The 22,076-nt window shown below is 67.8% G+C and carries 21 protein-coding genes; 11 read left to right on the plus strand and 10 right to left on the minus strand.

The window, feature by feature from the left end; all coding sequences use genetic code 11:
- Nucleotides 1–774: NADPH:quinone oxidoreductase family protein (locus TX88_RS11635; protein ID WP_044516910.1), on the minus strand; the 774-nt coding region annotated here is incomplete at its 3' end.
- A gap of 69 nt (nucleotides 775–843) precedes the next feature.
- Between TX88_RS11635 and TX88_RS11640 the strand changes: the two genes are divergently transcribed.
- Entirely contained in the window at nucleotides 844–1,941 is a 1,098-nt protein-coding gene (locus TX88_RS11640; RefSeq protein ID WP_044516911.1) for an NAD(P)-dependent alcohol dehydrogenase, read from the plus strand.
- Between the two features lie 43 nt (nucleotides 1,942–1,984).
- A complete protein-coding gene (locus TX88_RS11645; protein ID WP_044516914.1) occupies nucleotides 1,985–2,908 on the plus strand; it encodes an alpha/beta fold hydrolase in 924 nt (307 codons plus the stop codon).
- A gap of 7 nt (nucleotides 2,909–2,915) precedes the next feature.
- On the opposite strand, the gene TX88_RS11650 is transcribed toward TX88_RS11645, so the two are convergent.
- On the minus strand, nucleotides 2,916–4,268 hold the full coding sequence (locus TX88_RS11650) for a flavin monoamine oxidase family protein (protein ID WP_044516916.1): 1,353 nt from the start codon (nucleotides 4,266–4,268) through the stop codon (nucleotides 2,916–2,918).
- A gap of 27 nt (nucleotides 4,269–4,295) precedes the next feature.
- Between TX88_RS11650 and TX88_RS11655 the strand changes: the two genes are divergently transcribed.
- Together TX88_RS11655 and TX88_RS11660 are read left to right on the plus strand one after the other, a co-directional pair.
- Nucleotides 4,296–5,267, plus strand: coding sequence for a TIGR03617 family F420-dependent LLM class oxidoreductase (locus TX88_RS11655; RefSeq protein ID WP_044519333.1), 972 nt, complete (start codon nucleotides 4,296–4,298; stop codon nucleotides 5,265–5,267).
- Between the two features lie 44 nt (nucleotides 5,268–5,311).
- Nucleotides 5,312–6,799, plus strand: coding sequence for a flavin-containing monooxygenase (locus TX88_RS11660; protein ID WP_044516919.1), 1,488 nt, complete (start codon nucleotides 5,312–5,314; stop codon nucleotides 6,797–6,799).
- Nucleotides 6,800–6,863: 64 nt separating this feature from the next.
- Here TX88_RS11660 and TX88_RS11665 read toward each other — a convergent pair whose 3' ends face one another.
- Nucleotides 6,864–7,619: a helix-turn-helix domain-containing protein gene (locus TX88_RS11665; RefSeq protein WP_044516920.1), complete on the minus strand. Its 756-nt coding sequence runs from the start codon at nucleotides 7,617–7,619 to the stop codon at nucleotides 6,864–6,866.
- A gap of 33 nt (nucleotides 7,620–7,652) precedes the next feature.
- Here TX88_RS11665 and TX88_RS11670 point away from each other — a divergent pair, with 33 nt between their 5' ends.
- A complete protein-coding gene (locus TX88_RS11670) occupies nucleotides 7,653–8,018 on the plus strand; it encodes a DUF4345 domain-containing protein (protein WP_209446972.1) in 366 nt (121 codons plus the stop codon).
- Between the two features lie 83 nt (nucleotides 8,019–8,101).
- On the opposite strand, the gene TX88_RS11675 is transcribed toward TX88_RS11670, so the two are convergent.
- Both TX88_RS11675 and TX88_RS11680 read right to left on the minus strand, forming a co-directional pair.
- Nucleotides 8,102–9,217, minus strand: a complete 1,116-nt coding sequence (locus TX88_RS11675; protein WP_044516924.1) for an Rv3169 family protein — start codon at nucleotides 9,215–9,217, stop codon at nucleotides 8,102–8,104.
- 1 nt (nucleotide 9,218) lies between these two features.
- Nucleotides 9,219–10,364 (minus strand): phosphotransferase family protein, encoded by a 1,146-nt coding sequence (locus tag TX88_RS11680; RefSeq protein ID WP_044516925.1) that lies wholly within the window; start codon nucleotides 10,362–10,364, stop codon nucleotides 9,219–9,221.
- Between the two features lie 45 nt (nucleotides 10,365–10,409).
- On the opposite strand from TX88_RS11680, the gene TX88_RS11685 reads away from it, so the two are divergent.
- The 6 genes from TX88_RS11685 (at nucleotide 10,410) to TX88_RS11710 (ending at nucleotide 15,954) form a co-directional block, all read left to right on the plus strand.
- Entirely contained in the window at nucleotides 10,410–11,018 is a 609-nt protein-coding gene (locus TX88_RS11685) for a TetR/AcrR family transcriptional regulator (protein ID WP_044516927.1), read from the plus strand.
- Nucleotides 11,019–11,114: 96 nt separating this feature from the next.
- A complete protein-coding gene (locus TX88_RS11690) occupies nucleotides 11,115–12,407 on the plus strand; it encodes an MFS transporter (protein WP_162563179.1) in 1,293 nt (430 codons plus the stop codon).
- Nucleotides 12,404–13,768 carry an LLM class flavin-dependent oxidoreductase gene (locus TX88_RS11695; RefSeq protein ID WP_044516930.1) on the plus strand — a complete coding sequence of 455 codons (1,365 nt, stop codon included), beginning with the start codon at nucleotides 12,404–12,406 and terminating at the stop codon, nucleotides 13,766–13,768. Before TX88_RS11690 ends, TX88_RS11695 begins: the two co-directional genes overlap by 4 nt.
- A 33-nt stretch (nucleotides 13,769–13,801) precedes the next feature.
- Nucleotides 13,802–14,200 (plus strand): SgcJ/EcaC family oxidoreductase, encoded by a 399-nt coding sequence (locus TX88_RS11700; RefSeq protein ID WP_044516932.1) that lies wholly within the window; start codon nucleotides 13,802–13,804, stop codon nucleotides 14,198–14,200.
- Between the two features lie 2 nt (nucleotides 14,201–14,202).
- Nucleotides 14,203–14,877 carry a PIG-L deacetylase family protein gene (locus tag TX88_RS11705; protein ID WP_044516934.1) on the plus strand — a complete coding sequence of 225 codons (675 nt, stop codon included), beginning with the start codon at nucleotides 14,203–14,205 and terminating at the stop codon, nucleotides 14,875–14,877.
- 30 nt (nucleotides 14,878–14,907) lie between these two features.
- Nucleotides 14,908–15,954, plus strand: a complete 1,047-nt coding sequence (locus TX88_RS11710; RefSeq protein ID WP_044516935.1) for a zinc-dependent alcohol dehydrogenase family protein — start codon at nucleotides 14,908–14,910, stop codon at nucleotides 15,952–15,954.
- On the opposite strand, the gene TX88_RS11715 is transcribed toward TX88_RS11710, so the two are convergent.
- Genes TX88_RS11715 through nuoK form a run of 5 tightly spaced genes read right to left on the minus strand, consistent with a single transcriptional unit; the run spans nucleotide 15,951 to nucleotide 22,076 of the window.
- Entirely contained in the window at nucleotides 15,951–16,718 is a 768-nt protein-coding gene (locus tag TX88_RS11715; protein ID WP_044516937.1) for an enoyl-CoA hydratase, read from the minus strand. The genes TX88_RS11710 and TX88_RS11715 overlap by 4 nt on opposite strands.
- Before the next feature lie 19 nt (nucleotides 16,719–16,737).
- Nucleotides 16,738–18,303, minus strand: a complete 1,566-nt coding sequence (gene nuoN, locus TX88_RS11720; RefSeq protein WP_044516939.1) for an NADH-quinone oxidoreductase subunit NuoN — start codon at nucleotides 18,301–18,303, stop codon at nucleotides 16,738–16,740.
- A gap of 2 nt (nucleotides 18,304–18,305) precedes the next feature.
- Nucleotides 18,306–19,895, minus strand: coding sequence for an NADH-quinone oxidoreductase subunit M (locus tag TX88_RS11725; RefSeq protein ID WP_044516940.1), 1,590 nt, complete (start codon nucleotides 19,893–19,895; stop codon nucleotides 18,306–18,308).
- Complete coding sequence (nuoL, locus tag TX88_RS11730; protein WP_044516942.1) at nucleotides 19,889–21,769, minus strand: NADH-quinone oxidoreductase subunit L; 1,881 nt, start codon at nucleotides 21,767–21,769, stop codon at nucleotides 19,889–19,891. Before nuoL ends, TX88_RS11725 begins: the two co-directional genes overlap by 7 nt.
- Before the next feature lie 7 nt (nucleotides 21,770–21,776).
- Complete coding sequence (gene nuoK / locus TX88_RS11735; protein WP_044516943.1) at nucleotides 21,777–22,076, minus strand: NADH-quinone oxidoreductase subunit NuoK; 300 nt, start codon at nucleotides 22,074–22,076, stop codon at nucleotides 21,777–21,779.

The following is a 22,076-nucleotide window of genomic DNA, read 5'->3' on the forward strand; positions in this document are numbered from 1 at the left end:
GATCACGTCGACGTTGTTGAGCAGCAGGCGATTGACCTTGACCGTGGGGATCTCGCCGCCGGTGAATCCGACCACCAGCAGTCGCCCGCCCACGGCCAGCGACCGCAGTGAGTCGGTGAACCGGTCCCCGCCGACCGGGTCGAGGACGACGTCCACGCCACGGCCGCCGGTGAGTTCCTTTACCGCGTCGCGGAATCCCTCGGCCAGCACCACATCCGATGCGCCTGCGGCCCTGGCGATCTCGGCCTTCTCCTCGGTGGACACCACCGCGATGGTGCGTGAGGCCCCCAGCGCCGGTGCCAGCCGCAGGGCCGAGGTGCCGATCCCGCCTGCCGCGCCGTGTACCAGGACGGTCTCGCCCTCGGCCAGCCTGCCGCGGGTGCGCAACGCGAACTGCACCGTCAGGTCGTTGAACAGGATGCCTGCGCCGGCCTCGAAAGACACGGCGTCCGGCAGCGCGAACACCCGCTCGGCGGGCAGTGCCACGACTTCGGCCATGCCGCCGGACAACATGGTCAGGCCCAGCACGCGGTCACCGGCACGGACATGGGCATCGGCCGGGGCGCTGCGCACCACCCCGGCGACCTCGGCACCCGGGGTGAACGGCAGGTCCGGCTTGTACTGGTAGAGCCCACGGGTCAGCAGGGTGTCCGGGAAGGCGACCCCGGCCGCGTGCACGTCGATCACCACGGTGTCGTCGGCAGCGGGTTCCGCCACGTCGGCCACCCGCACAGCGTCGGGTCCGTCGAGTCGGGTGATCTGTGCTGCACGCATCGGTGTCTCCTTCAGGTGGGGTCGCCAGCCAATTGTGACAGGTGTCAACTCGGTGGTTAGCATCACCGGATGCTCAACGCCCGCGCCGCGGTGGTGCTCGACGCCGGGGCCGATCCACGGCTCACCGACGTTCAGATCCGGGAACCGCTCGGCGACGAAGTGCTGGTCCGCATCGACGCGGTGGGTATCTGCCACACCGACGTGAGCGTGGCCGCGCGCTTCCGCAAGCTGCCGATGGTGTTCGGCCACGAGGGCGCGGGCACCGTGGTGCAGGCCGGGCAGACTGCCACGCCGCGGGTCGGCGACCAGGTGGTTCTCACCTTCGCCAGTTGCGGCGCCTGCCGCAACTGCCAGGCTGATGCCCCGGCGTACTGCGAGCGTTCGACCGACCTCAACATGCGTGGTGGCCGCCGCGACGAGTCCAGTGCACTGCACGCCGGCGGTGCGCCCATCGGGGCTGGATTCTTCGGCCAGTCCAGCTTCTGCACCTATGCGATCGCCGGCAGTCGCAACGCGGTGGTGCTGTCCGAGCCGATCGACCCGGCGCTGGCGGCCCCGCTGGGCTGCAGCGTGCAGACCGGTGTCGGCGCCGTACTCAATGTGCTCGCGCCGCAACCCGCGGACGCGCTCGTGGTGTTCGGTGCCGGCGCTGTCGGGCTTTCGGCGGTCATGGGCGCCCGCATCGCGGGGTGCCGGACCATCGTCGCTGTCGACCCGATCGCGCAGCGGCGCACGCTGGCAAGCGAATTGGGCGCGACCGCGACGATCGACCCGACCACATCCGACACCGCTGCGGTCATCCTCGAGCTGACCGGGGGAGCAGCGGCCGCGGTCGACACCACCGCGCGGCCCGATGTTCTCGCCGTGGCGGTGGGAGTGCTGCGTGAGCGCGGAACCCTGGCGCTGCTGGGCCTCGGCGCGCTGACCGCCGATCTGCCCGTCGCGGCCATCATGGGCAAGGGCCTGACCGTGCGCGGCGTGGTGGAGGGGGACAGCGATCCGCAGACCTTCATCCCGCGCCTCGTCGATCTGCACCGCCGTGGCGAACTTCCGCTCGACAAGTTCGTGAGCCGGTACCCGTTCGACGACTTCGACCGGGCCTGGGCTGCCGCCAAGGCCGCTGACGTGGTCAAACCCGTGCTGATCACCGGCGCGGCAAGCTCATGAATCCCCAGTTTCGCTTGGCGACGGCGCCTATGATCGGAGCAGCATGACCCTTCCTCAGCTACCACCGGGACGCAACGTCGAGGTTCGCGCCATCGACGGAGTGCGGCTGCATGCCGAGGTGTTCGGGCCCGAGGACGGCTACCCGATCGTGCTGGCCCACGGCATCACCTGTGCCATCGGGGTCTGGGCCCACCAGATCGCCGATCTGGCCGCCGACTACCGCGTGATCGCCTACGACCATCGCGGGCACGGCCGCAGCGAGACTCCGCACGGACGTCACCGGTACAGCCTCAACCACCTCGCCGCCGACCTGGACGCGGTGCTCGACGCCACGCTGAAGCCCGGTGAGCGGGCCATCATCGCGGGACATTCGATGGGCGGCATCGCGATCACCTCATGGTCGCAGCGCTATCCGACCCGGGTGGCCGCCCGTGCCGACGCGGTCGCGCTGATCAACACCACCACCGGGGACCTGCTGCGCCATGTGAAACTGGCGCCCGTCCCCGCCCCGCTGTCGGCGGCGCGCATCCGCGCGGCCGGCACCTTCCTCAAGACCTTCGGTGCCACGCCGGTGCCCCACCTCGCCGACGGACCGAACAAGCGGTTTGTGGCCTACCTGGCCGTGGGCCGCGACGCCGAACCGTGGGTCGCCGAGTTCGTGCACCACCTTTTCGCCGCCACGCCACCGGCCAGTCGTGGCGGCTGGGCCCGCGCTCTCGTGGACAGTTTGGGGCCCACGCACATCTCGCTGCGTAACCTCGTCGTCCCGACGCTGGTGATCGGCAGCACCAGGGACCGGCTGCTGCCGATCGTCGCCTCACGCCGCATCGCCACCGACGCGCCGAACCTCGCCTCCTTCGTGGAGCTGTCGGGAGGTCACTGCGCGATTCTCGAGCGGCCGGACGAGGTCAGCGCCCACTTGCGTCGTCTTACCGAATCCGTTGCGACACAGCGCCGTATCGGCTGAGGCTAAATCAGCCGGCCAGCAGCCCGGCCACCTCGTCCGCGGCTCGCTGTCCCGACCGCACCGCACCGTCGAGGAAACCGGTCCACACATCGGCGGTCTCGGTGCCGGCCCAGTGAATGGCGTCCACCGGTTCGCGCAGCCACCGACCGTACTGCGTCCACGATCCCGGCGGCACCGCCGCCGTCGGCCCACCGGGTGCGAATTGTTCTGTGCTCCAACAGTGATCGACGTAGTCGGTCGGCTGTAGCGCCGCATCGCCGAACAGGGTCGCGAACCCGGACAGGGCCTGCTCGCGTCGTTCATCCGGTGACAACCGGTCGAACGTGCGGGAATCGGTGAACCCGAGCAGGATTCCGGGGCCACCGTCGCCCGGGCTGACATCGAAGGTGATGAACACCGGGCCCTCATCGGACAATGCCTCGCCCGAGCAGCCGTTGGCGCGCCAGAACGGTCGGTCATAGGCGGCGTAGGCCTTGCTGAGGTTGCCCTGCGGCCAGTTCGCCGCCAGTTCGGCGTAGGGCTCGGGCAGCGGTGGGCTGAACTCGATCCCGGTCCGGTGCTGGGGCGGGATCGCCACGATCACCGCGCGTGCCTGCACCTCGCCGGCCGGGCTACTCACCGCCACAGTGCCGTCGGGGCGTCGTTCGATGCGGCCCACCGGGGAGTTGAGCACCACTCGCTCTCCGAGTTCCTCGGCGATCTTGCACGCGATCTGCTGGGTACCGCCCGGAAACCGGTCCTGCTGGGCGCCGCCGCGGACGTCGAGCATGCGGTCCAGCCCGCCCGCGGCCTTGACGTAGCGGGCGGCGTGCAGCATCGACACCTCGTCGGGCTCGGCGCCCCAGGTGACCCGGGACATGATCGCCATGAGGTTGCGCGTCGATGCGTTGGCACCGGCCGAGCGCAGCCACTGCTCCAGCGTGAGCTCGTCGAGTTTCTGGGCGTTGGGGCTCTTCCACGGCTCGTTGACGCGGATCAGCCGGCAGAGCCGTTCGAAGCGCCACTGGATGCGGGAGACGTCGAAGAGTTCCATCATCGACAGGCGGGGGATGGTGCTGCGGTAGGCCCGCACCCGCCCGTGCCACAGGATCAGGTTCTTGCCGCGGTCGTAGGTGGGCACGGTGTCGCACCCGAGTTCGTCGGCCAGCGCCAGCACAGCGTCCTGGGTGGGGCCGACGAACGTGCCGCCCAGGTCGACCGGCACCCCGGCGATCTCGGTGGTCGACGAGCGCCCGCCCACGCGGTCACGGCCCTCCAGCACCACCACCTGGTGTCCGAGCCGGACCAGGGCGCGGGCGGCGGACAAGCCGGCGAAGCCGGCGCCGACAACGACGACGTCGGTGCTGGTTGGGATGCTCACCTGTCTAGGCTCTCACGCGTGAAGGTCATGACAGCGTTGTTCGGGCCGCAAGACGCGATCGGCCGTGCCGCGGCCCTGCGCGAGGCCGGTGCCACCGGAGTGTTCACGTTCGAGGGGCCACACGATGTGTTCACCCCCTTGACGCTGGCGAGCACCGTCGGGGGTCTCGATCTGATGACTAACGTGGCAATTGCGTTTCCCCGCAACCCGATTCACCTGGCGCACCAGGCCATCGACCACCAGATCCTGTCCGGCGGGCGGTTCACCCTCGGGCTCGGCACCCAGATCCGCGCCCAGATCGAGAAGCGGTTCGGCGCGGAGTTCGACCGGCCGGTGGCCCGGATGTCCGAGTTCGTCGCGGCGTTGCGGGCGATCTTCGCGGCCTGGGACACCGGCGAGCGGCTCGATTTTCGGGGCGAGTACTACCGGCACACCCTGATGACTCCGACGTTCACTCCCCGGGACAACCCTTACGGTCCGCCGCCGATCTATGTCGGCGCGCTGGGGCCGCGGCTGACCCGGGCCACCGCGCAGTTCGCCGACGGCCTGCTGGTGATGCCGTTCGGGTCCAAGCGGTTCCTGCACGAGGCGACGTTGCCCGCGGTGCGGAACGGGCTCGCCGCCGCCGGACGTGACCAGGGGGAGCTGGCCATAGTCCCGGAGATCATCGTGTCGGCCGGCGACGATCATGACGCGGCGCGACGGCTGCTCGCCTTCTACGGCTCGACGCCGGCCTATCGCCCGGTGCTGGAGGTACACGGGTGGGGCGATCTGCAGCCCGAGCTCAACGCGCTGTCCAAGCAGGGGCGGTGGCAGGAGATGGGTTCGCTGATCGACGACGAGGTGCTGCACACCATCGCGGCCTGCGGTAGCCCCGCCGACATCGCCGCCCACATCCGGGACCGGGTGGGCGGGGTGTCCGACCGGATCTGCCTGTACCAACCCGGTCCGATCGCGGTGGATTCGCTTGCCCAGATCGTTGACGCGCTGCGCGACTGAGCACATAGGGTGGTGGTACTGCGCGGGACCAAAGGAGGTTCGCCATGGACGGTGCGCGTCGCGCTGCGGATCCGGACTACTCGGATGTGCTCATCATCGGGGCGGGGATCTCAGGGTTGGGCGCGGCCTACCGCGTCCATGAGAAGAGCCCCGGGCTGACCTACACCGTGCTGGAACGCCGGGAGCGGATCGGTGGCACTTGGGACCTGTTCCGCTACCCGGGGATCCGCTCCGACAGTGACATCTTCACGCTGAGCTTCCCGTACCAGCCGTGGACCAAGCCGGAGAACGTGGCCGACGGTGACGACATCCGCGACTACCTGACCGAGACCGCCCGGGCGCACGGCATCGACCGTCACATCCGGTTCAACACCCATGTGCTGTCGGCGGATTGGGATCCGGACACCGACACCTGGACCGTTCAGGCCGAACAGGACGGCCAGGCCGTCACCTACCGGGCCCGGTTCCTGTTCTTCGGCACCGGTTACTACAACTACGACGAGCCCTACACCCCGGAATTCCCCGGTATGGAGAACTTCGGCGGCGAGGTGGTGCACCCGCAGTTCTGGCCGGAATCGCTGGACTACTCCGGCAAGCGTGTCGTGGTGATCGGCAGCGGGGCCACCGCGGTCAGTTTGGTGCCCGCGCTGGCACAACAGGCCGGCCACGTGACGATGCTGCAGCGGTCACCGACCTACATGGTGGCGGCGGACCGCGTTGTTCCATCGGTGCAAGCGATCCGGAAATACCTGCCGCGCAAGCTATCCCATCAAGTTGTGCGGTTCCGCAACGCGATGATCCACGTGCTGAGCTATTTCTTCTTCCGCAAGGCACCCGGTCTCGGTCGCAGCTACCTGCGCAAGCAGATCGTGGCGGCATTGCCCGAGGGCTATCCCGTCGACGTGCATTTCAAGCCGCGCTACAACCCGTGGGATCAGCGGTTGTGCCTGGTGCTCGACGGTGATCTGTTCGCGGACATCAGTGACGGCCGGGTCGAGGTCGTCACCGATCACATCGACCACATCGATGCCACGGGCATCGTGCTGAAATCCGGTGCGCGGGTGGACGCGGACGTGATCGTCACCGCGACCGGCCTGCAACTGCAGGCGCTCGGCGGCATCAGGATCGCGGTCGACGGGAACGAGGTCAAGCCGACCGAGCGGTTCGTCTACAAGGAGTTCCTGCTGGAGGACGTTCCGAACCTGGCCTGGTGCATCGGCTACACCAACGCGTCGTGGACGCTGCGGGCCGACATGACCGCCCGGGCCTTCGCAAACCTGCTGGCGTACATGGGTGCTCACGGCTACACCCATGCCTATCCGCACAAGGGTGCGGCGCCGATGCCGGAGAAGCGCACGTGGGATCTGGAGGCCGGCTACATCCAGCGTTCCGAGCACGCGTTGCCGCGGTCGGGCACCAAACGGCCGTGGCACGTGCGGCACAACTATGTGCTCGACGCGATCGACCACCGCTTCGACCGTATCGACGAGTCCATGGTGTTCGGCCGCGCACCCGTCACTGCCGCTTCCTAGGCACCGCGAGCGACCGTGTCTGTACGCCGACACGCCGCATTTCGCGTACCTGTGCGGTCGCTCGTCAGGGGGTGCGGATGCGCAGTCCCGTCGTCAGCAGCTGTGTCGCCGACAGCCCGAAGGTGGTCTTGAAGGTGTCGGCCAGGTGCGACGGGCTGGCGAATCCGGAATCGGCCGCCGCTGCGGTCAGATTCTGTCCTGCCGCCACGGCGGTACCCGCTGACACGAGCCTGCTCCACATCCGGTAACGGCGGAGGCTGGTGCCGGCCTCACGCCGGAACAGATGCAGGAACCGCGACTCGGACAACCCAGCGGCGGCCGCGAACTCACGCGCCGATACCGCTGCCGCCGGGTCTTCGCGAATCTGCTTGGCCACCAGCTCGATCCGGGGATCGATCCGATGGGGTGTGTCCGGGGCGGCCAGGTCCAGCCAGCGCCGGGCGGCGTCGTCGTCGTCCGGCCTCGCCGTCAGGACGTGCTCGGCGGCGTGACCGACGCCGATGCTGCCGCGGAAGTCGGAAAACTGCCGACGGCACGACGCGCTGCGCTGCGAACTGGGATCGAGATAGCACGACACCAACCCACCCTGCATCGACAGGTGATGGGTGAGCCGCGGTGGGATCAGCACGCTGCGAGCGACGATCGCGTTGCCCTGCACCGTCACCGTCAGCGGTCCGTCGACCCCGGCAGCCATGCACCACACGGATCCGGAATGCGGCTGCAGACCGAGACCGGGCCCGGAATAGAGCGCCTGCCCCGGCCACAGCCACACCGTGGGGCAGCAGGTTTGTGGAAGCGCAGGCACGGGTTCAGTCTGCATGCTGAGCGGGACAACGTGAACAGGAGGCTTACCGTGGTCGTCGCAGTGATCGTCGTGGTCGGGGTGTTCTTCCTCGGCATGGGTGTGTACGCGCTGGCAGCTCCGCAGGCGATCCTGCGTCCCTTCGACTACGACCTGAGGACTGCCGCGGCCCGCGCGGAAGTCCGTGGCGTGTACGGCGGCTTCGGTCTTGCCATCGCCGCGGTGCTGGCTTACGCGGCGATGGCGCCGGGGGAGGTGCGCACCGGGATACTGATCACGGTCGGTGCCGCACTGGCCGGAATGGCAGTCGGCCGTGCCGTCTCGGCGGTGTTCGACGAGCGGACGGCCTTCTACCCCAACTGGTTCTACTGCCTGGTAGAGGCGATCGGCGCGGGCGCGCTGTTCTGGGCGGCCTAGCCGTCCTGCCGAGCAGACGCATATGTACCCGGAAACTCACAATGTGGGGTACATACGCGTCTGCTCGCGCGAAGAAATGTGACCTACGGGGCGACGGTGAGCCAGTCGGCGAAGCCGGACGGATCGTGCCGGCCGAGTGCGCCGTGCTCGAACAGGCCCCAGCCTTCCACCGGCGCACCGTTGCCCTCGGTGCACAGGGCCCGTCCGACGTGGTCGATCACGCCGAACGCGGTCCGGCCGACGACCGCGGGGTCGTTCATGTCGTAGGTGCGGCGCTCGGTGAACTTCTCGCCCTTCCACACGCCGTGGATCCAATCGACGTCGCCGCCATAGCCGCCGCCGACGTGAATCGGCACGGGCAGTTTGGATTCCACGTCGAACCGGACGGGGGTGCCGTCGGGCGCGGTGGCCTCGATGGTGGCCCCGGTCGGGATCCGGGTGCCGGAGCGGTAGTGGATCTTCACCCGCGGCCAGCCGAGCTGCTCGACGCGGCCGTCCTTGAAGACGCGGCTGCAGTCGTTGAGCGAGCGGAACCCGCTGGGGTCCTCCTGGATGATGAAGACGATCGAGAAGTCGTCGAAAGCCATCGGCACGTACAGCCACCACATGCCTTCGAACGGCGGGTCGGCCGGACGTCCGGCCGGTTCGGCCTCACCGACCGGGCGGATGCCCCATGACCGGTCGCGCGAGCCGATCCAGGTGTCTGGGGTGACGTCGATGTGCTGGCCGTCGATCTCCAGATGGCCACTCCAGGAACCCAATTGGGCGAAGCGCTGGGCGTCGAGAGTGACCCGGTTGCCCTGGCGCATCAGGTGTGGCTGTTCCTGGACGACGTCGAACAGCCCGTCCCAGGTGAGATCTGCGGCGACGCCCTCGGTCTCGTCGAGCACGATGCGGATCTTCTTGAGCGGCTCGGTGACCTCGACCCGGTAAGCGCCGACGTGCTGGTTGAGCCGGTCCTGATCGATCGCGTCGGACAGATGGACCGCCGTCTGCTCATCGCCGCGCCGTACGAGGAAGTACGCGTCCTTCACCCCGAGGTTGGGGTAGTAGCCCAGGCCGGTGATGACGAAGATGTCGCCGGTGCGGTCATGGGCGTTGAAATACGAACGGTCGTAGAAGTTCCGGTCGGAAGACCCGGGCCAGGCGATCGGCTGGGGGACTTGGTGGACCGGGAATTCGTCCATCGGGCCGAGCATGTCAGGACTCCTCGATCAGACGCCGCAGCAACGGCGCGTGGTAGAACATCGTTTCGACGTCGTCGGGCTTCTCGGTCTCGCCGAAGTGCACCCGCCGGGCGCCGGTGCGCATGAACACGCAACACCAGATGACGCCCGAGTAGATGTAGAACCAGCGCAGGTCGCCGAGTTCTGCCCCGGTCAGCTCGCGGTAGGTGGCGCGGACATCCTCCTCGCGCATCACGTCGGGCAGGCCGGGCAGCCCCGCCATGCCCGCCAGCTCCTGAAACACCATGTGCGCAAAGATGATCCAGGAGACGTCGAGTTCACGAGGGCCGATGGTGGCCATCTCCCAGTCCAGCACGGCAGCCGGCCGGAAGTTGTCGTAGAGCACGTTGCCGATGCGCGAGTCGCCCCAGATCAGCACGGAGTCCGTCCCCGCCACATCCTCGGGGAAGTTGTCCTCGAGCCACTGCAGTGCCCGCTCGACCAACGGGGAACGGCCGATATCGGGAACCGAGTACTCGTACCAGCCCTTGAGCCAGCCGAAGTGCCGGCGCAGCGGGGTGTCGCCGGGAGGATCGATCTCGGACAGGAACCCGAACCGCTCCGCGGCGTCCGGGATCGCGTGCAGTTTCGCGAGCACCTCGACGGTGCTGTCCTGCAGTTCGCGCTGGCGTTCGAGCGGGGCATCGGCGAACCAGTTGCCGCCGAAGGTGTAGGGCATGACGTCGGGCGGCACCTCGCCGTCGACCCGGTCCATCAGGAAGAACGGAGTGCCCAGCACCTCGCCGGTGGTGTCCATCCAGCGCACGTTGGGGACCGGCACATCGGTGAGTTCGCCGACCTGACGCATGACCTCGAACTGGTGATCAAGCCGGTACGACGAGAACACCGGGACATCGTCGGCGGTGGGGGCGACGCGGGCCACCCACTTCTGCTCCTTCGGCTCGCCGTTCTCGTCCCAGCGCCCGGTCAGCATGATCGTCTCCGAGGACATGCCGTTGGAGTCGACTCCGCTCTCCACGGTGATCTCGGGGGCGACGCCGCCCGGCATCACGGTGGACAGCCATTTGGACAGCACCGTCGGCAGGGTGGTGACGTCACGGCTGGAGCGTTGCAGGTGGTCGACGTTCTCCACAGGAGCGTCCACGGCCTCGTTTGCCATTCAACTGTTCCTTACGGCCACAATTACGATACTGTTAGTAGCGTTATGAAAGCAGAGCCATCATCAGTTGGCAAGAGCGCCGGAGCGGGACGCCCCCGCGACCCGCGCATTGACGCTGCCATATTGCAGGCGACCGCGGACCTGCTTGTCGAAATCGGCTACTCGAACCTGACCATGGCGGCGGTCGCCGAGCGGGCGCAGACCACGAAAACCGCGCTGTACCGCCGGTGGTCGAGCAAAGCGGAGTTGGTGCACGAGGCGGTGTTCCCCGCTGCCGCGACCGCGTTGACCGCGCCGGCGGGCGACATCGCCGCGGATATCCGGGCGATGATCGGTGCCGCCCGCGATGTGTTCACCAGTCCGGTGATGCGTGCGGCGCTGCCAGGACTGGTCGCCGACGTCGTCGCCGACACCGACCTGAACGCCCGGGTGATGCAGCGCTTCGCGGGGACCTTCGTCACCGTGCGCGCGCGGATCGTCGACGGCATCGTGCGGGGTGAGGTCCAACCGGATGTCGACCCGGACCGCCTGGTGGAGCTCATCGGCGGGTCGACCATGCTGCGGATGCTGTTGTGGCCCGATCGCGAACTCGACGACGAGTGGGTGGCGCAGACGGCGGCGATCCTGGTGCACGGGGCCACCGTCGGAAAGTAGCGTCTGACGCCTTTGCGTCAGCCTGAGGGCAAACCTTCCGGGCCGTTCGAACCCCGCATAGCCTGCGGCCACGTGACTGTTACCGACCCACGTTCCGTGGCCACCGCCAAGCCGAGTGCGCGCACCGTCGCGCTGGGCAGCGCGGTCGGCACCACGATCGAGTGGTACGACTTCTATCTGTATGCCACTGCCGCGGCCCTGGTCTTCAAACCGTTGTTCTTCCCGAACATCTCGTCGACGGCCGGCACGCTGGCCTCGTTCGCGACCTACGCCGCGGGGTTCGGTGCCCGGCCCTTGGGCGCCCTGATATCTGGTCACTACGGAGATCGGCTGGGGCGCAAGGTGGTTCTGGTCGCCGCGCTCGTGGGGATGGGGCTGAGCACCTTCGCGATCGGACTCCTGCCGACCTACGCCCAGATCGGGCTGCTCGCGCCCGCACTGCTGGTGGGCCTGAGGCTGCTGCAGGGCCTGGCGGTGGGCGCCGAATGGGGCGGTGCGGCACTACTTTCGGTGGAGCATGCACCGCCAGGTCGCCGCGGCCTGTTCGGCAGCTTCACCCAATTGGGTTCCCCGGCCGGCATGTTGCTCTCGACGGCGATCTTCTACGTGACGAGAACGGTCACCGGTCCCGAGGCCTTCCTCGCCTACGGTTGGCGAATCCCGTTCCTGCTCAGTGCCGTCCTGGTGGTGATCGGTCTGGTGATCCGCCTGAGGCTCACCGATGCCGAGGTGTTCACCGAGGTCCGAGACCGTGGTGAGGTGGCACGGTTGCCGGTGCTGGAGGTGCTGCGCACCCAACCGCGAAATGTGTTGATCACCACCGGACTGCGGTTCTCACAGATCGCCCTGTTTGTCCTGCTGACCACGTATTCCTTGACCTACCTGCAGGATTCGTCGTCCGCGGGCAGCCAGGTCGGCTTGACGGCCGTCTTGATCGCGTCGGCCATCGGCCTGGTCAGTACCCCGGCCTGGGCAATGCTGTCCGACCGGATCGGCCGACGCCCTCCGTATCTGTTCGGTGCGGTGGCCGGTGTGGTGGCCCTCATCCTGTTCTTCGTCGCGGCGGGCACCGGGTCCCACATCGCGATCGTGTTGTCGATCGTGTTCGGGGTCAACATCGCTCACGACGCCATGTACGGGCCGCAGGCCGCCTGGTTCGGCGAGCTGTTCGATACTCGGGTGCGCTACAGCGGCGCCTCGTTGGGGTATCAGATCGGTGCCGTGCTCTCGGGCGGTTTCGCACCGTTGATCGCGGCGGCGCTGCTGGTTGCAGGTGGCGGCAGCCCGTGGCTGATCGTCGGATACTTCGTGGTGCTGACGGCGATCACGTTCGCGGCGGCCTATTTCGCGCGCGAAACGCATCGGGACGAGATCGGGGACGCGCGATGAGCAGGATCTATCTCAACGCCTTCGACATGGCCTGCGTCGGACACCAGTCCGCGGGTTTGTGGCGCCACCCCGAAGACCAGGGCTACCGGTACCGCGAACTCAAGTACTGGACGGATCTGGCCCGCACGCTGGAGGCCGGTGGCTTCGACGCGTTGTTCCTGGCCGACGTGCTCGGCGTCTACGACGTGTACGGCGGATCGCGGGATGCCGCGGTGGCCGACGCCGCACAGGTACCGGTCAACGACCCGACACTGGCCGTTTCGGCGATGGCGGCGGTCACCGAGACCCTGGGATTCGGTGTCACGGTGTCGTTGACCTACGAACAGCCCTATGCGCTGGCACGCCGGTTCTCGACACTCGACCACCTGACCGACGGCCGCGTGGCCTGGAACATCGTCACCTCCTATCTCGACAGCGCCGCCAAGAATCTGGGTCTGGACGCCCAGATTCCGCACGACGAGCGCTACGAGATCGCCGAGGAGTACCTCGAGGTCTGCTACAAGCTGTGGGAGGCATCGTGGGAGCCCGACGCCGTCGTCCGGGACCGGGAACGAGGTGTCTTCACCGATCCGGCGAAAGTCCATGACATCGAGCACAAGGGCCGCTACTTCAGCGTCCCGGGGCCGTTCCTGTGCGAACCGTCTCCGCAGCGCACCCCGATGCTGTTCCAGGCAGGCGCCTCGCCGCGAGGCGTCCGGTTCGCCGCGGCTCACGCAGAGGCGGTGTTCGTGTCGGGGCCGACGCCCGAGATCGTCGCCAAGCCGGTCAAGGCACTGCGTGCCGCCGCGGCCGAACAAGGACGAGATCCCCGGTCCATCAAGGTGTTCACGATGCTGACGCCGATCGTCGCCGAGACCCGTGAACTGGCCGTCGCCAAGTTGCACGAGTACCGGCAGTTTGTCAGCCCGGCCGGGGCATTGGCTTTGTTCGGCGGCTGGACCGGCGTCGATCTGGCCGAGCTCGAGCCTGACGAACCGCTGAAGTACGTCCAGACCGAGGCCAATCGTTCTGCGCTGGCGTCGTTCACCACATCGGACCGGAACTGGACGGCGGGGGAGCTGGCCCACGAGGTCGGTCTCGGTGGCCGGGGCCCGGTCGTGGTGGGTTCGCCCACCGAGGTGGCCGATGAACTCGAGCGGTGGGTCGACGAGGCCGGTGTCGACGGGTTCAACCTGGCCTACGTCACGACGCCGGGCACTTTCGTCGATTTCGCCCGCCATGTCGTACCCGAGTTGCGTCGTCGCGGCCGGTTACCCGAACAGGCTGAGCGGGCCACCCTGCGTGAGCGGCTCGGTGGCGCCGGACCGCTGCTGGCTCCTGGGCATCCGGGCGCGGCCTACCGGCCGGAGGGCTGGGGTTGACATGAACCAATGTTGAGGTCCGACACTGGTCTGGTGAACGCGAAGGATCAACAGGACATCAGGGCCGTCATGGACGCCGCCACCGACCTGTGGGTAGCGCACGACATGGAGGGCTGGGGCCGGTATTTCACCGAGGACGCCGACTTCGTCGCGCACAGCGGCCTGTGGTGGACCTCGCGCGAGGACAATGTCGCGGGGCACCTGGATGTGCCGGAAGCCGTTGTCGGCCAGAAGCACAACTACACCCAGCAGGTCGAGGCCATCGCCGAGATCGCCCCGGGCGTGGCGCTCGTGCACACTCGCTGGGACTGGCCCGGCCACGTGCCGCCGGGAGCCCAGCCGGAAGACCGCAGCGGAATCATCAGCTATGTCGTCGTCGAACACGACGGGCGCTGGCTGATCCGCTCCGCCCACAACACGCGGGTGAGCTAGCCATGGCGGTGCAACCTTTTCCCGCCGATTGGCAGACCGCGCTGGTGCTGGTGCCGCACCCGGATGACCCCGAGTACGGGGTCTGCGCGGCGGTCGCGAAGTGGACCGCCGCGGGCAGGACCGTGCACTACGCGTTGGCGTCGCGGGGCGAGGCCGGTATCGCCGGTATGCCGCCGGAGCAGGCCGGGCCGCTGCGGGAAGGGGAGCAGCGCAGGTCCGCCGCGATCGTCGGGGTCGACGACGTGGCGTTCTGGGATTTTCCGGACAGCAACATCCGCGACACCCCTGAGCTGCGCGCGAAGATCGCCGAGACCATCGTCGCGCTCCGTCCCGACGTCGTGATCACCATCTACAGCGGTCCGGCCTGGGCGCCCGATGCGCCGAACCAGCGTGATCACATCGAATTCGCCCGCGCGGTGGCGGCGGCCTATGACAGCCTCGTCGACCCGCCGGCGTGGCTGTTCGAGAACGGGCCGGAGCCGACGCATTGCGAGGTGGTCGACGGGTACACCGACGTAGCAGTGAATTCCCTTGCTGCCCACGACGTTTACCTGTCAGTGCTTGATCCGGAGACGCCCGTCGTCGAACAGGCCCGCCGGCAGGTGGAGATGTCCACACCGGCACTACCGGGACTCGGCGAGCGGACCGTCGGCTTCATTCTGAAGCGGCATCGCTGAGCCTGCCGGAGTCGGCCTACCATCGCAGCTGTGCGTGCTGTGATGTATTCCGAGGTCGGTGTGCTGCCCGCTGTGGTCGAGGTGGCCGACCCTGGATGTCCCGACGACGGGGTGATCGTCGAGGTCGTGGCCACCGGTGTGTGCCGGTCTGACTGGCACGCGTGGCGGGGGCATGATCCGGTAGCCCTGCCGATCATCCCCGGGCATGAATTCGCCGGAACGATCGTGGCGGTCGGTCCTGGCGTATCGGGCTGGCAGGCGGGTGACCGGGTGACCGCACCGTTCGTCCTGGGCTGTGGGCACTGCGAATTCTGCGTGGCCGGTGACGCCCAGGTCTGCCCGAGCCAGCTGCAGCCCGGGTTCACCCTGCCGGGCTCGTTCGCGCAACGGGTCGCGGTGCCGCGGGCCCAGGCCAACCTCGTGCGGCTGCCCGACAGCGTCTCGTTCGTCGCGGCGGCGTCGCTCGGGTGCCGCTTCGCGACGTCGTTCCGGGCCGTGGTCACCCACGGCGGGGTGCAGCCCGGCCAATGGGTGGCGGTTCACGGCTGCGGGGGAGTGGGCCTGTCGGCGGTGATGATCGCGAAGGCGTTCGGCGCCAGGGTTGTTGCCGTCGACCGCGACGCGCAGGCGCTCGCCACCGCCGGTCGCCTCGGAGCCGATGAGCTGATCAACGGTACCGAGATCCCCGATGTCGCAGCCGAAGTCGTTCACCGGACCGGAGGTGGCGTGCACATCGGGGTCGACGCCATCGGCCATCCCGCCGTCGCGGCAGCCTCGGTCACCTCGCTGCGCCGCACGGGCAGGCATATCCAGGTGGGGCTGCTGCTGGGCGACGCGGCGCAGACCGCCTTCCCGATGGACCGGGTGATCGCCCAGGAACTTTCGATCCTCGGGTCGCACGGCATGCCCGCCGTCGACTATCCGGCGATGCTCGACCTCCTCGCGTCCGGCGCGCTGCAGCCGGAGTTGCTGGTCACCCGGCTGATCGGGCTGGACGACGCGGGCGCGGCGATGGCCGCCATGGATGCACCCTCGGGATCGGGAATGACGATCATCGAACCCGGCCGGGCGGCCTAGTCGTCGATCTGTCCTCGGTTCCGTTGGGCCACAGCGCGATAACGGTCACCGAGGCCGTCGAAGTCGCGCGTCTGCGCACCGGCGATGGCCTGCTCGGCGGCGAGTGCCGGACTGATGAGGGGATCGCTGCCGCGGGTGTAGATCTCCTTGAGGCCGGCCATGGTCGGGCCCGGAACTTCGGCGATCTGACCGGCCAGCTCCAGCGCCCGGTCCAGTAACCGCTCGTGCGGTACCACCTCGGTGACCAGACCCAGGCGTTCGGCGCGGGCGGCGTCGACGACTTCTCCGGTCATCGAGAGCCGGCGGGCCATCGCGGCGCCGACAACGTGGGGGAGCCGTGCCGTCATCCCGCCACCGGGCAGGATCCCGACCCGGGCGTGGGTGTCGGCGAACACCGCGCGTTCGGAGGCGATCAGGAAATCGCAACCCAGGGCCATCTCCAGCCCGCCGGTGAACGTCGCACCGTTGATGGCCCCGATGATCGGGGTGCGGAGTTCGCCGGTCTTGGTGATGCAGTTGTGGGACCGGAACTTCGCGAAATACTCCATGCCGAGCGTTTGCGCCTGTTTGAGGTCGACGCCGGCGCAGAACGCGGGGTCGGTCCCGGTGAGCACGATAACGCGCACCGTCTCGTCCGCGTCGGCGTCGTCCAGGGCGCTGTAGAGCTCCTCGATCAACTCACGGCCCAGAGCGTTCCGCGCCTCGGGGCGATGGAGGGTGAGGACCCGGACCGCGCCGTGGTCAGCTGTGAGGACGGTCGTCATCGTTCGAATGTAACGGACCTCACCGCAGGAAGGTCTCGGCGTTGTTGGCCAGATCGAGCAACGGCTGCGGCAATGCACCGAGCGCGAACGTGATGGCCGCGGTGACGGTGATGACGGCGGTGGTGAGCCTGCTGGGGACGACCACCTCGGGTGCGTCGTCGGGTGGATCGGTGAAGAACATCAGCACGATCACCCGCACGTAGAAGTAGGCCGCGACGGCACTGGCGATGACGCCGACGATGACCAACGGGATCGCCCCGCCTTCACCCGCGGCCTTGAACACCGCGAACTTGCTGACGAACCCGCTCGTCAGCGGAATCCCGGCGAACGCCAACAGGAACAGCGAAAACACTGCGCCGACAATCGGATAGCGTCGACCCAGCCCGGCCCACTGGGCCATGCCGGTGGCCTCCTCGCCGGTGGCGTTGCGGACCAGGCCGACGACCGCGAACGCCCCCAGTGTGCTGAAGCCGTACGCGAAGAGATAGAACAGCGTCGCGGACACCCCGGCGGGGTTGGCGGCGATCACGCCGGTGAGGATGAAACCCGAGTGTGCGACCGCGGAGTACGCCAGCATGCGTTTGACGTCGGTCTGGGTGACGGCCGTGATGGTGCCGACCACCATGGTCAGGATGGCGATCGCCCACAGGACCGGCCGCCAATCGTCGCGCAACTGCGGCACTGCGACGTAGAAGATCCGCAGCATGGCGCCGAACGCGGCGATCTTGGTGGCCGCGGCCATGAACGCGGTGATCGCGGTGGGGGCACCCTGGTACACGTCGGGGATCCATGAATGGAAGGGGACAGCACCGACTTTGAACAACACCCCGACCAGCAGCAGGGCGATACCGATCAGCGCGAGCGGGGTGTTGGGTGCCTTGGTGACCACGGCGTTGGCGATGCCGTTCAGGTCCAGGGTCCCGGCGTAGCCGTACAGCATGGCCGCGCCATACAGGAAGAATGCCGACGAGAATGCGCCCAGCAGAAAGTATTTCAGGGATGCTTCCTGCGACAGCAGCCGCCGGCGGCGGGCCAGCCCGCACAGCAGGTACAGCGGCAGCGACAGCACTTCCAGCGCGATGAACATGGTCAGCAGATCGTCGGCGGCCGGGAACAGCAGCATGCCGCCGATGGCGAACATGGTCAGCGGAAAGACCTCGGTCTGCATCACACCGGTCTTCGTGGCCAGCTTCTCGGCCACACTCCCCGGTACCGCCGACGCCTGCGGTGTGAAGCCGTCCAGACCGCGGGGATCGCCGGAAGTCTCTGAGGCAGGCTGGCGTTCGGCGATGAGAAGGATGCCCAGTATGCCGACCAGGGCGATGGTGCCCTGCAAGAACAACGCCGGGGCATCGAGCACCACCGAGCCCAGCACCGCGGGCCTGCCGGGGGTGCCGTGCAGGTCGCGGGCCAGCAGCGCGACCGCCACCACGGCGGCCACCAAGCCACCCAGCGCAAGCGTGACCTGTACCCGATACCGGGCCGCCCGAGGCAGGAAGGCCTCGACCAGCACACCGGCCACCCCGACCCCGAACACGATCAGCATGGGGGAGAGCAGGCCGTACTCGATGCTCGGCGTTACCATGATCAGCGGCCCCCCTCGGCGATGGTCGGTGGTGCGCTCGGCACCGGATCACTCTGTCCGATGGTGGTCAAGGTGTGCTGCACGGCCGGATTGATCACGTCCAGAGCGGGTTTGGGATAGATCCCCAACACCAGTAGCAGCGCGATCAACGGTGCCACGACGATGAGCTCGCGTGGCACCAGATCCCGTACCTTGTTCTCACCGTCGAGCAGCTCGTCGCGGACCGGACCCGTCATCATCCGCTGGTACATCCACAGGATGTACACCGCGGACAGCACCAGCGCGGTGGCGGCGAACACCGCGACCACCGGATAGCGCGTGAATGTGCCGATGAGAACCAGGAATTCACTGATGAAGGGCGCCAGACCCGGCAGCGACAACGTCGCCAGGCCGGCCACCAGGAACGTGCCGGCGAGCACCGGGGCGACCTTCTGCACGCCGCCGTAGGCGTCGATCAAGCGGGAACCGCGCCGCGACACCAGGAACCCTGCAATCAGGAACAGTGCGGCCGTGGAGATCCCGTGATTGATCATGTACAGCGTCGAACCGGACTGGCCCTGGCTGGTCATCACGAAGATGCCCAGGATGATGAAGCCGAAATGGGAGATCGACGTGTAGGCGATCAGGCGCATCACATCGGTCTGACCAATTGCCAGGACGGCGCCGTAGATGATGCCGATCACCGCCAGCGTGATGACCAGTGGACGGAAATACGTCGCTGCATCCGGAAACAGCGGCAGGCAGTAGCGCAGCATGCCGAAGGTGCCGACCTTGTCCATGATCGCCATCATCAACACCGCACTGGCCGGGGTGGCCTGGACCGCGGCATCGGGCAGCCACCGGTGGAACGGCCACAGCGGTGCCTTGACCGCGAACGCGAACATGAAACCGAGGAACAAGAAGTTCGCCACCGCGGGGTTGATCGCGAACTCGCCGGACGACACCGCCGCGACGATGGCCCGGAAATCAAAGGTGCCCGAATCGAATGCGTCGCTGCCCGCCGTGACCACGTACAGCCCGATCACCGCGGCCAGCATCACCAGACCGCCGAACAGGTTGTACAGCAGGAACTTCACTGCCGCTTTCGAGCGGTGTTCCCCGCCGAACCCACCGATCAGGAAGTACATCGGGATCAGCATGGCTTCGAAGAACACGTAGAACAGCAGGATGTCCAGAGCTACCAGAGACATGAATACCATGCCCTCGACGGCCAGCGTCAGGGCCAGGTAGGCCTGCACGCCCCGGCCGCCGAGCCCGGTCTGGTGGGCGGCATCATTCCAGCCCGCGATGATCAGCAGCGGCAGCAACACCGCGGTGAGAACGACCAGAGCGAGGGCGATCCCGTCGACCCCGAGGATGTAACCGGTACCGAAGGACGGGATCCAGCGGTGCGATTCGACGAACTGATACTGCTCGCCGGCCGGGTCGAAGCCGACGGCAATCACGCCCGCCAGGCCAAGGGCTGCCAGCGAGATCGCCAGTGCCAGCCATTTCGCCAGTGCCCGTTGTGCGGCCGGGAGCAGCATCACCACCGCGGCCCCCACCGTCGGGAGCGCCCAAAGCGCCGTCAGCCACGGAAATGTGCTCACCACAGTCGCACCGCCAGGATCGTCGCCACCACCAGAGCCGCCCCGCCGAGCATGGACAGCGCGTAGGACCGGGCGAAGCCGGTCTGCAACTGGCGCAGTCCATTCGACGTTCGGCTCACCAGAGCAGCCAGCCCGCCCGCGGTGCCGTCGACCACCTTGTCGTCGACGGCGACCAGCGCCGCGGTCAGGGTCTGGCCGCCTCGCATGAACACCGCCTCGTTGAATGCGTCGCCGTACAGATCGCGGCGGGCGGCCACCGTCAGCGCCGACCCGTCGGGCACCTCGGCCGGGACCGGCCGCTGCGCGTACATCCGGTAGGCCACCGCGATGCCGACCGCGACGACCGCGAGCACCATCACCGTGACCACCCACGCCGGGATCGCGTGGTGTGCCTCGTGAGCCCCGACCACCGGCTCGAGCCAGTGCGACAGCGTGCCGCCGATGGCCAGCGCGCCACCGGAGACCACCGAGCCGACCGCGAGCAGGATCATCGGCCAGGTCATCACGGCCGGGGCCTCGTGCGGATGTGCCTTCTCATCCCAGCGCGGCTCGCCGAAGAAGGTCATCAGCATCACCCGGGTCATGTAGAACGCGGTGATCCCGGCGCCGAGAATCGCTGCCCCGCCGAGGATCACGCCCCGGATGCCCCCGGCACCCAGCGCCGCCTCGATGATGCTGTCTTTCGAGAAGAAGCCCGCCAGCGGCGGTACCCCGATGATGGCCAGATAGCCGAGCCCGAAGGTGGCGAACGTGATCGGCAGGAGCTTGCGCAGCCCGCCGTAGCGGCGCATGTTCACCTCGTCGTTCATGGCGTGCATCACCGACCCTGCGCCGAGGAACAGGCCTGCCTTGAAGAAGCCGTGGGTGAGCAGGTGCATGATCGCAAACGCGTAACCGGCCGGGCCGAGCCCGGCGGCCAACACCATGTAGCCGATCTGGCTCATCGTGGATGCGGCCAGGGCCTTCTTGATGTCGTCCTTGGCGCAGCCGACGATCGCACCGAACAGCAGCGTGACGGCACCGACGATGACCACACCGGTCTGGGCGCTCGGGGCCAGATCGAAGATCGGCCCGGACCGCACGATCAGGTAGACGCCGGCGGTGACCATGGTGGCGGCGTGGATGAGCGCCGACACCGGGGTCGGGCCCTCCATCGCATCTCCGAGCCAGGACTGTAGCGGCACCTGGGCTGATTTGCCGCAGGCGCCCAACAACAGCAGCAGCCCCATCGCGGTGAGCGTGGGCTCGCTCAATGACGGTGCGGCGCTGAAGACCCCGGCGAACGAGATCGACCCGATGGTGGCGAACATGATCATCAGCGCGATGGCCAGGCCCATGTCGCCGACGCGGTTGACGACGAACGCCTTCTTGGCCGCGGCGGCAGCCGAGGGCTTGTGCGACCAGAACCCGATCAGCAGATACGAGGCCAAGCCCACGCCTTCCCACCCGGCGTACAGGCCGAGGTAGTTGTCCGCGAGGACGAGCAGCAGCATGGCTGCCAAGAACAGGTTCAGATACGCGAAAAACCTTCGCCGATCAGGATCTTCGGCCATGTACCCGATCGAATAGATGTGGATCAAGGATCCGACGCCGGTGATCAGCAGCACGAAGCACACCGACAGCTGATCGAGCTGCAATCCGAAGTCGACCTGCAGGCCGGCGACCGGCACCCAGGAGAACAGCGATTCGCCGATCGCACGGTGCTCGCCGTCGCGGCCCAGCATCTGGGCGAACAGCACGGCCCCGAGGACGAACGCGCCCAGCGCCGTCGCGCAACCCAACAGATGTCCCCACCGATCGGAACGTCGGCCGCTCAACAACAGCACAACGGCTCCGGCGGCGGGCAGGGCGATCACGAGCCATATGGGAATCGTCATGTCGCCCTTAGTGCCTCAGCAGGCTGGCATCGTCGACCGAGGCCGAACGGCGGGTGCGGAAAATCGTCATGATGATCGCCAGGCCCACCACCACCTCGCAGGCGGCGACCACCATGGTGAAGAACGCCACCACCTGCCCGTCGAGCTGACCGTGCATGCGGGAGAACGCCACGAACGCCAGATTGGCGGCGTTGAGCATGAGCTCGACGCACATGAACATCACGATGGCATTGCGTCGCAACAGCACTCCTGACGCGCCGATGGTGAACAACAACGCCGACAGGTACAGATAGTTGTCGGGATTCAC

Origin of the sequence: Mycolicibacterium septicum DSM 44393 (assembly GCF_000455325.1) — a bacterium.
GTDB lineage: Bacteria > Actinomycetota > Actinomycetes > Mycobacteriales > Mycobacteriaceae > Mycobacterium > Mycobacterium septicum.

Excerpts from the sequence above, each read along its gene's own strand:
- TX88_RS11645 (WP_044516914.1), top strand. The coding sequence starts at position 1,985 with ATGACCCTTCCTCAGCTACCACCGGGACGCAACGTCGAGGTTCGCGCC.
- TX88_RS11655 (WP_044519333.1), top strand. The coding sequence starts at position 4,296 with ATGACAGCGTTGTTCGGGCCGCAAGACGCGATCGGCCGTGCCGCGGCC.
- TX88_RS11705 (WP_044516934.1), top strand. The coding sequence starts at position 14,203 with ATGGCGGTGCAACCTTTTCCCGCCGATTGGCAGACCGCGCTGGTGCTG.
- TX88_RS11695 (WP_044516930.1), top strand. The coding sequence starts at position 12,404 with ATGAGCAGGATCTATCTCAACGCCTTCGACATGGCCTGCGTCGGACAC.
- TX88_RS11665 (WP_044516920.1), bottom strand. The coding sequence starts at position 7,619 with ATGCAGACTGAACCCGTGCCTGCGCTTCCACAAACCTGCTGCCCCACG.
- TX88_RS11685 (WP_044516927.1), top strand. The coding sequence starts at position 10,410 with ATGAAAGCAGAGCCATCATCAGTTGGCAAGAGCGCCGGAGCGGGACGC.
- nuoL (WP_044516942.1), bottom strand. The coding sequence starts at position 21,769 with ATGACGATTCCCATATGGCTCGTGATCGCCCTGCCCGCCGCCGGAGCC.
- nuoN (WP_044516939.1), bottom strand. The coding sequence starts at position 18,303 with ATGGTAACGCCGAGCATCGAGTACGGCCTGCTCTCCCCCATGCTGATC.
- TX88_RS11675 (WP_044516924.1), bottom strand. The coding sequence starts at position 9,217 with ATGCTCGGCCCGATGGACGAATTCCCGGTCCACCAAGTCCCCCAGCCG.
- TX88_RS11680 (WP_044516925.1), bottom strand. The coding sequence starts at position 10,364 with ATGGCAAACGAGGCCGTGGACGCTCCTGTGGAGAACGTCGACCACCTG.
- TX88_RS11640 (WP_044516911.1), top strand. The coding sequence starts at position 844 with ATGCTCAACGCCCGCGCCGCGGTGGTGCTCGACGCCGGGGCCGATCCA.
- TX88_RS11715 (WP_044516937.1), bottom strand. The coding sequence starts at position 16,718 with ATGACGACCGTCCTCACAGCTGACCACGGCGCGGTCCGGGTCCTCACC.
- TX88_RS11660 (WP_044516919.1), top strand. The coding sequence starts at position 5,312 with ATGGACGGTGCGCGTCGCGCTGCGGATCCGGACTACTCGGATGTGCTC.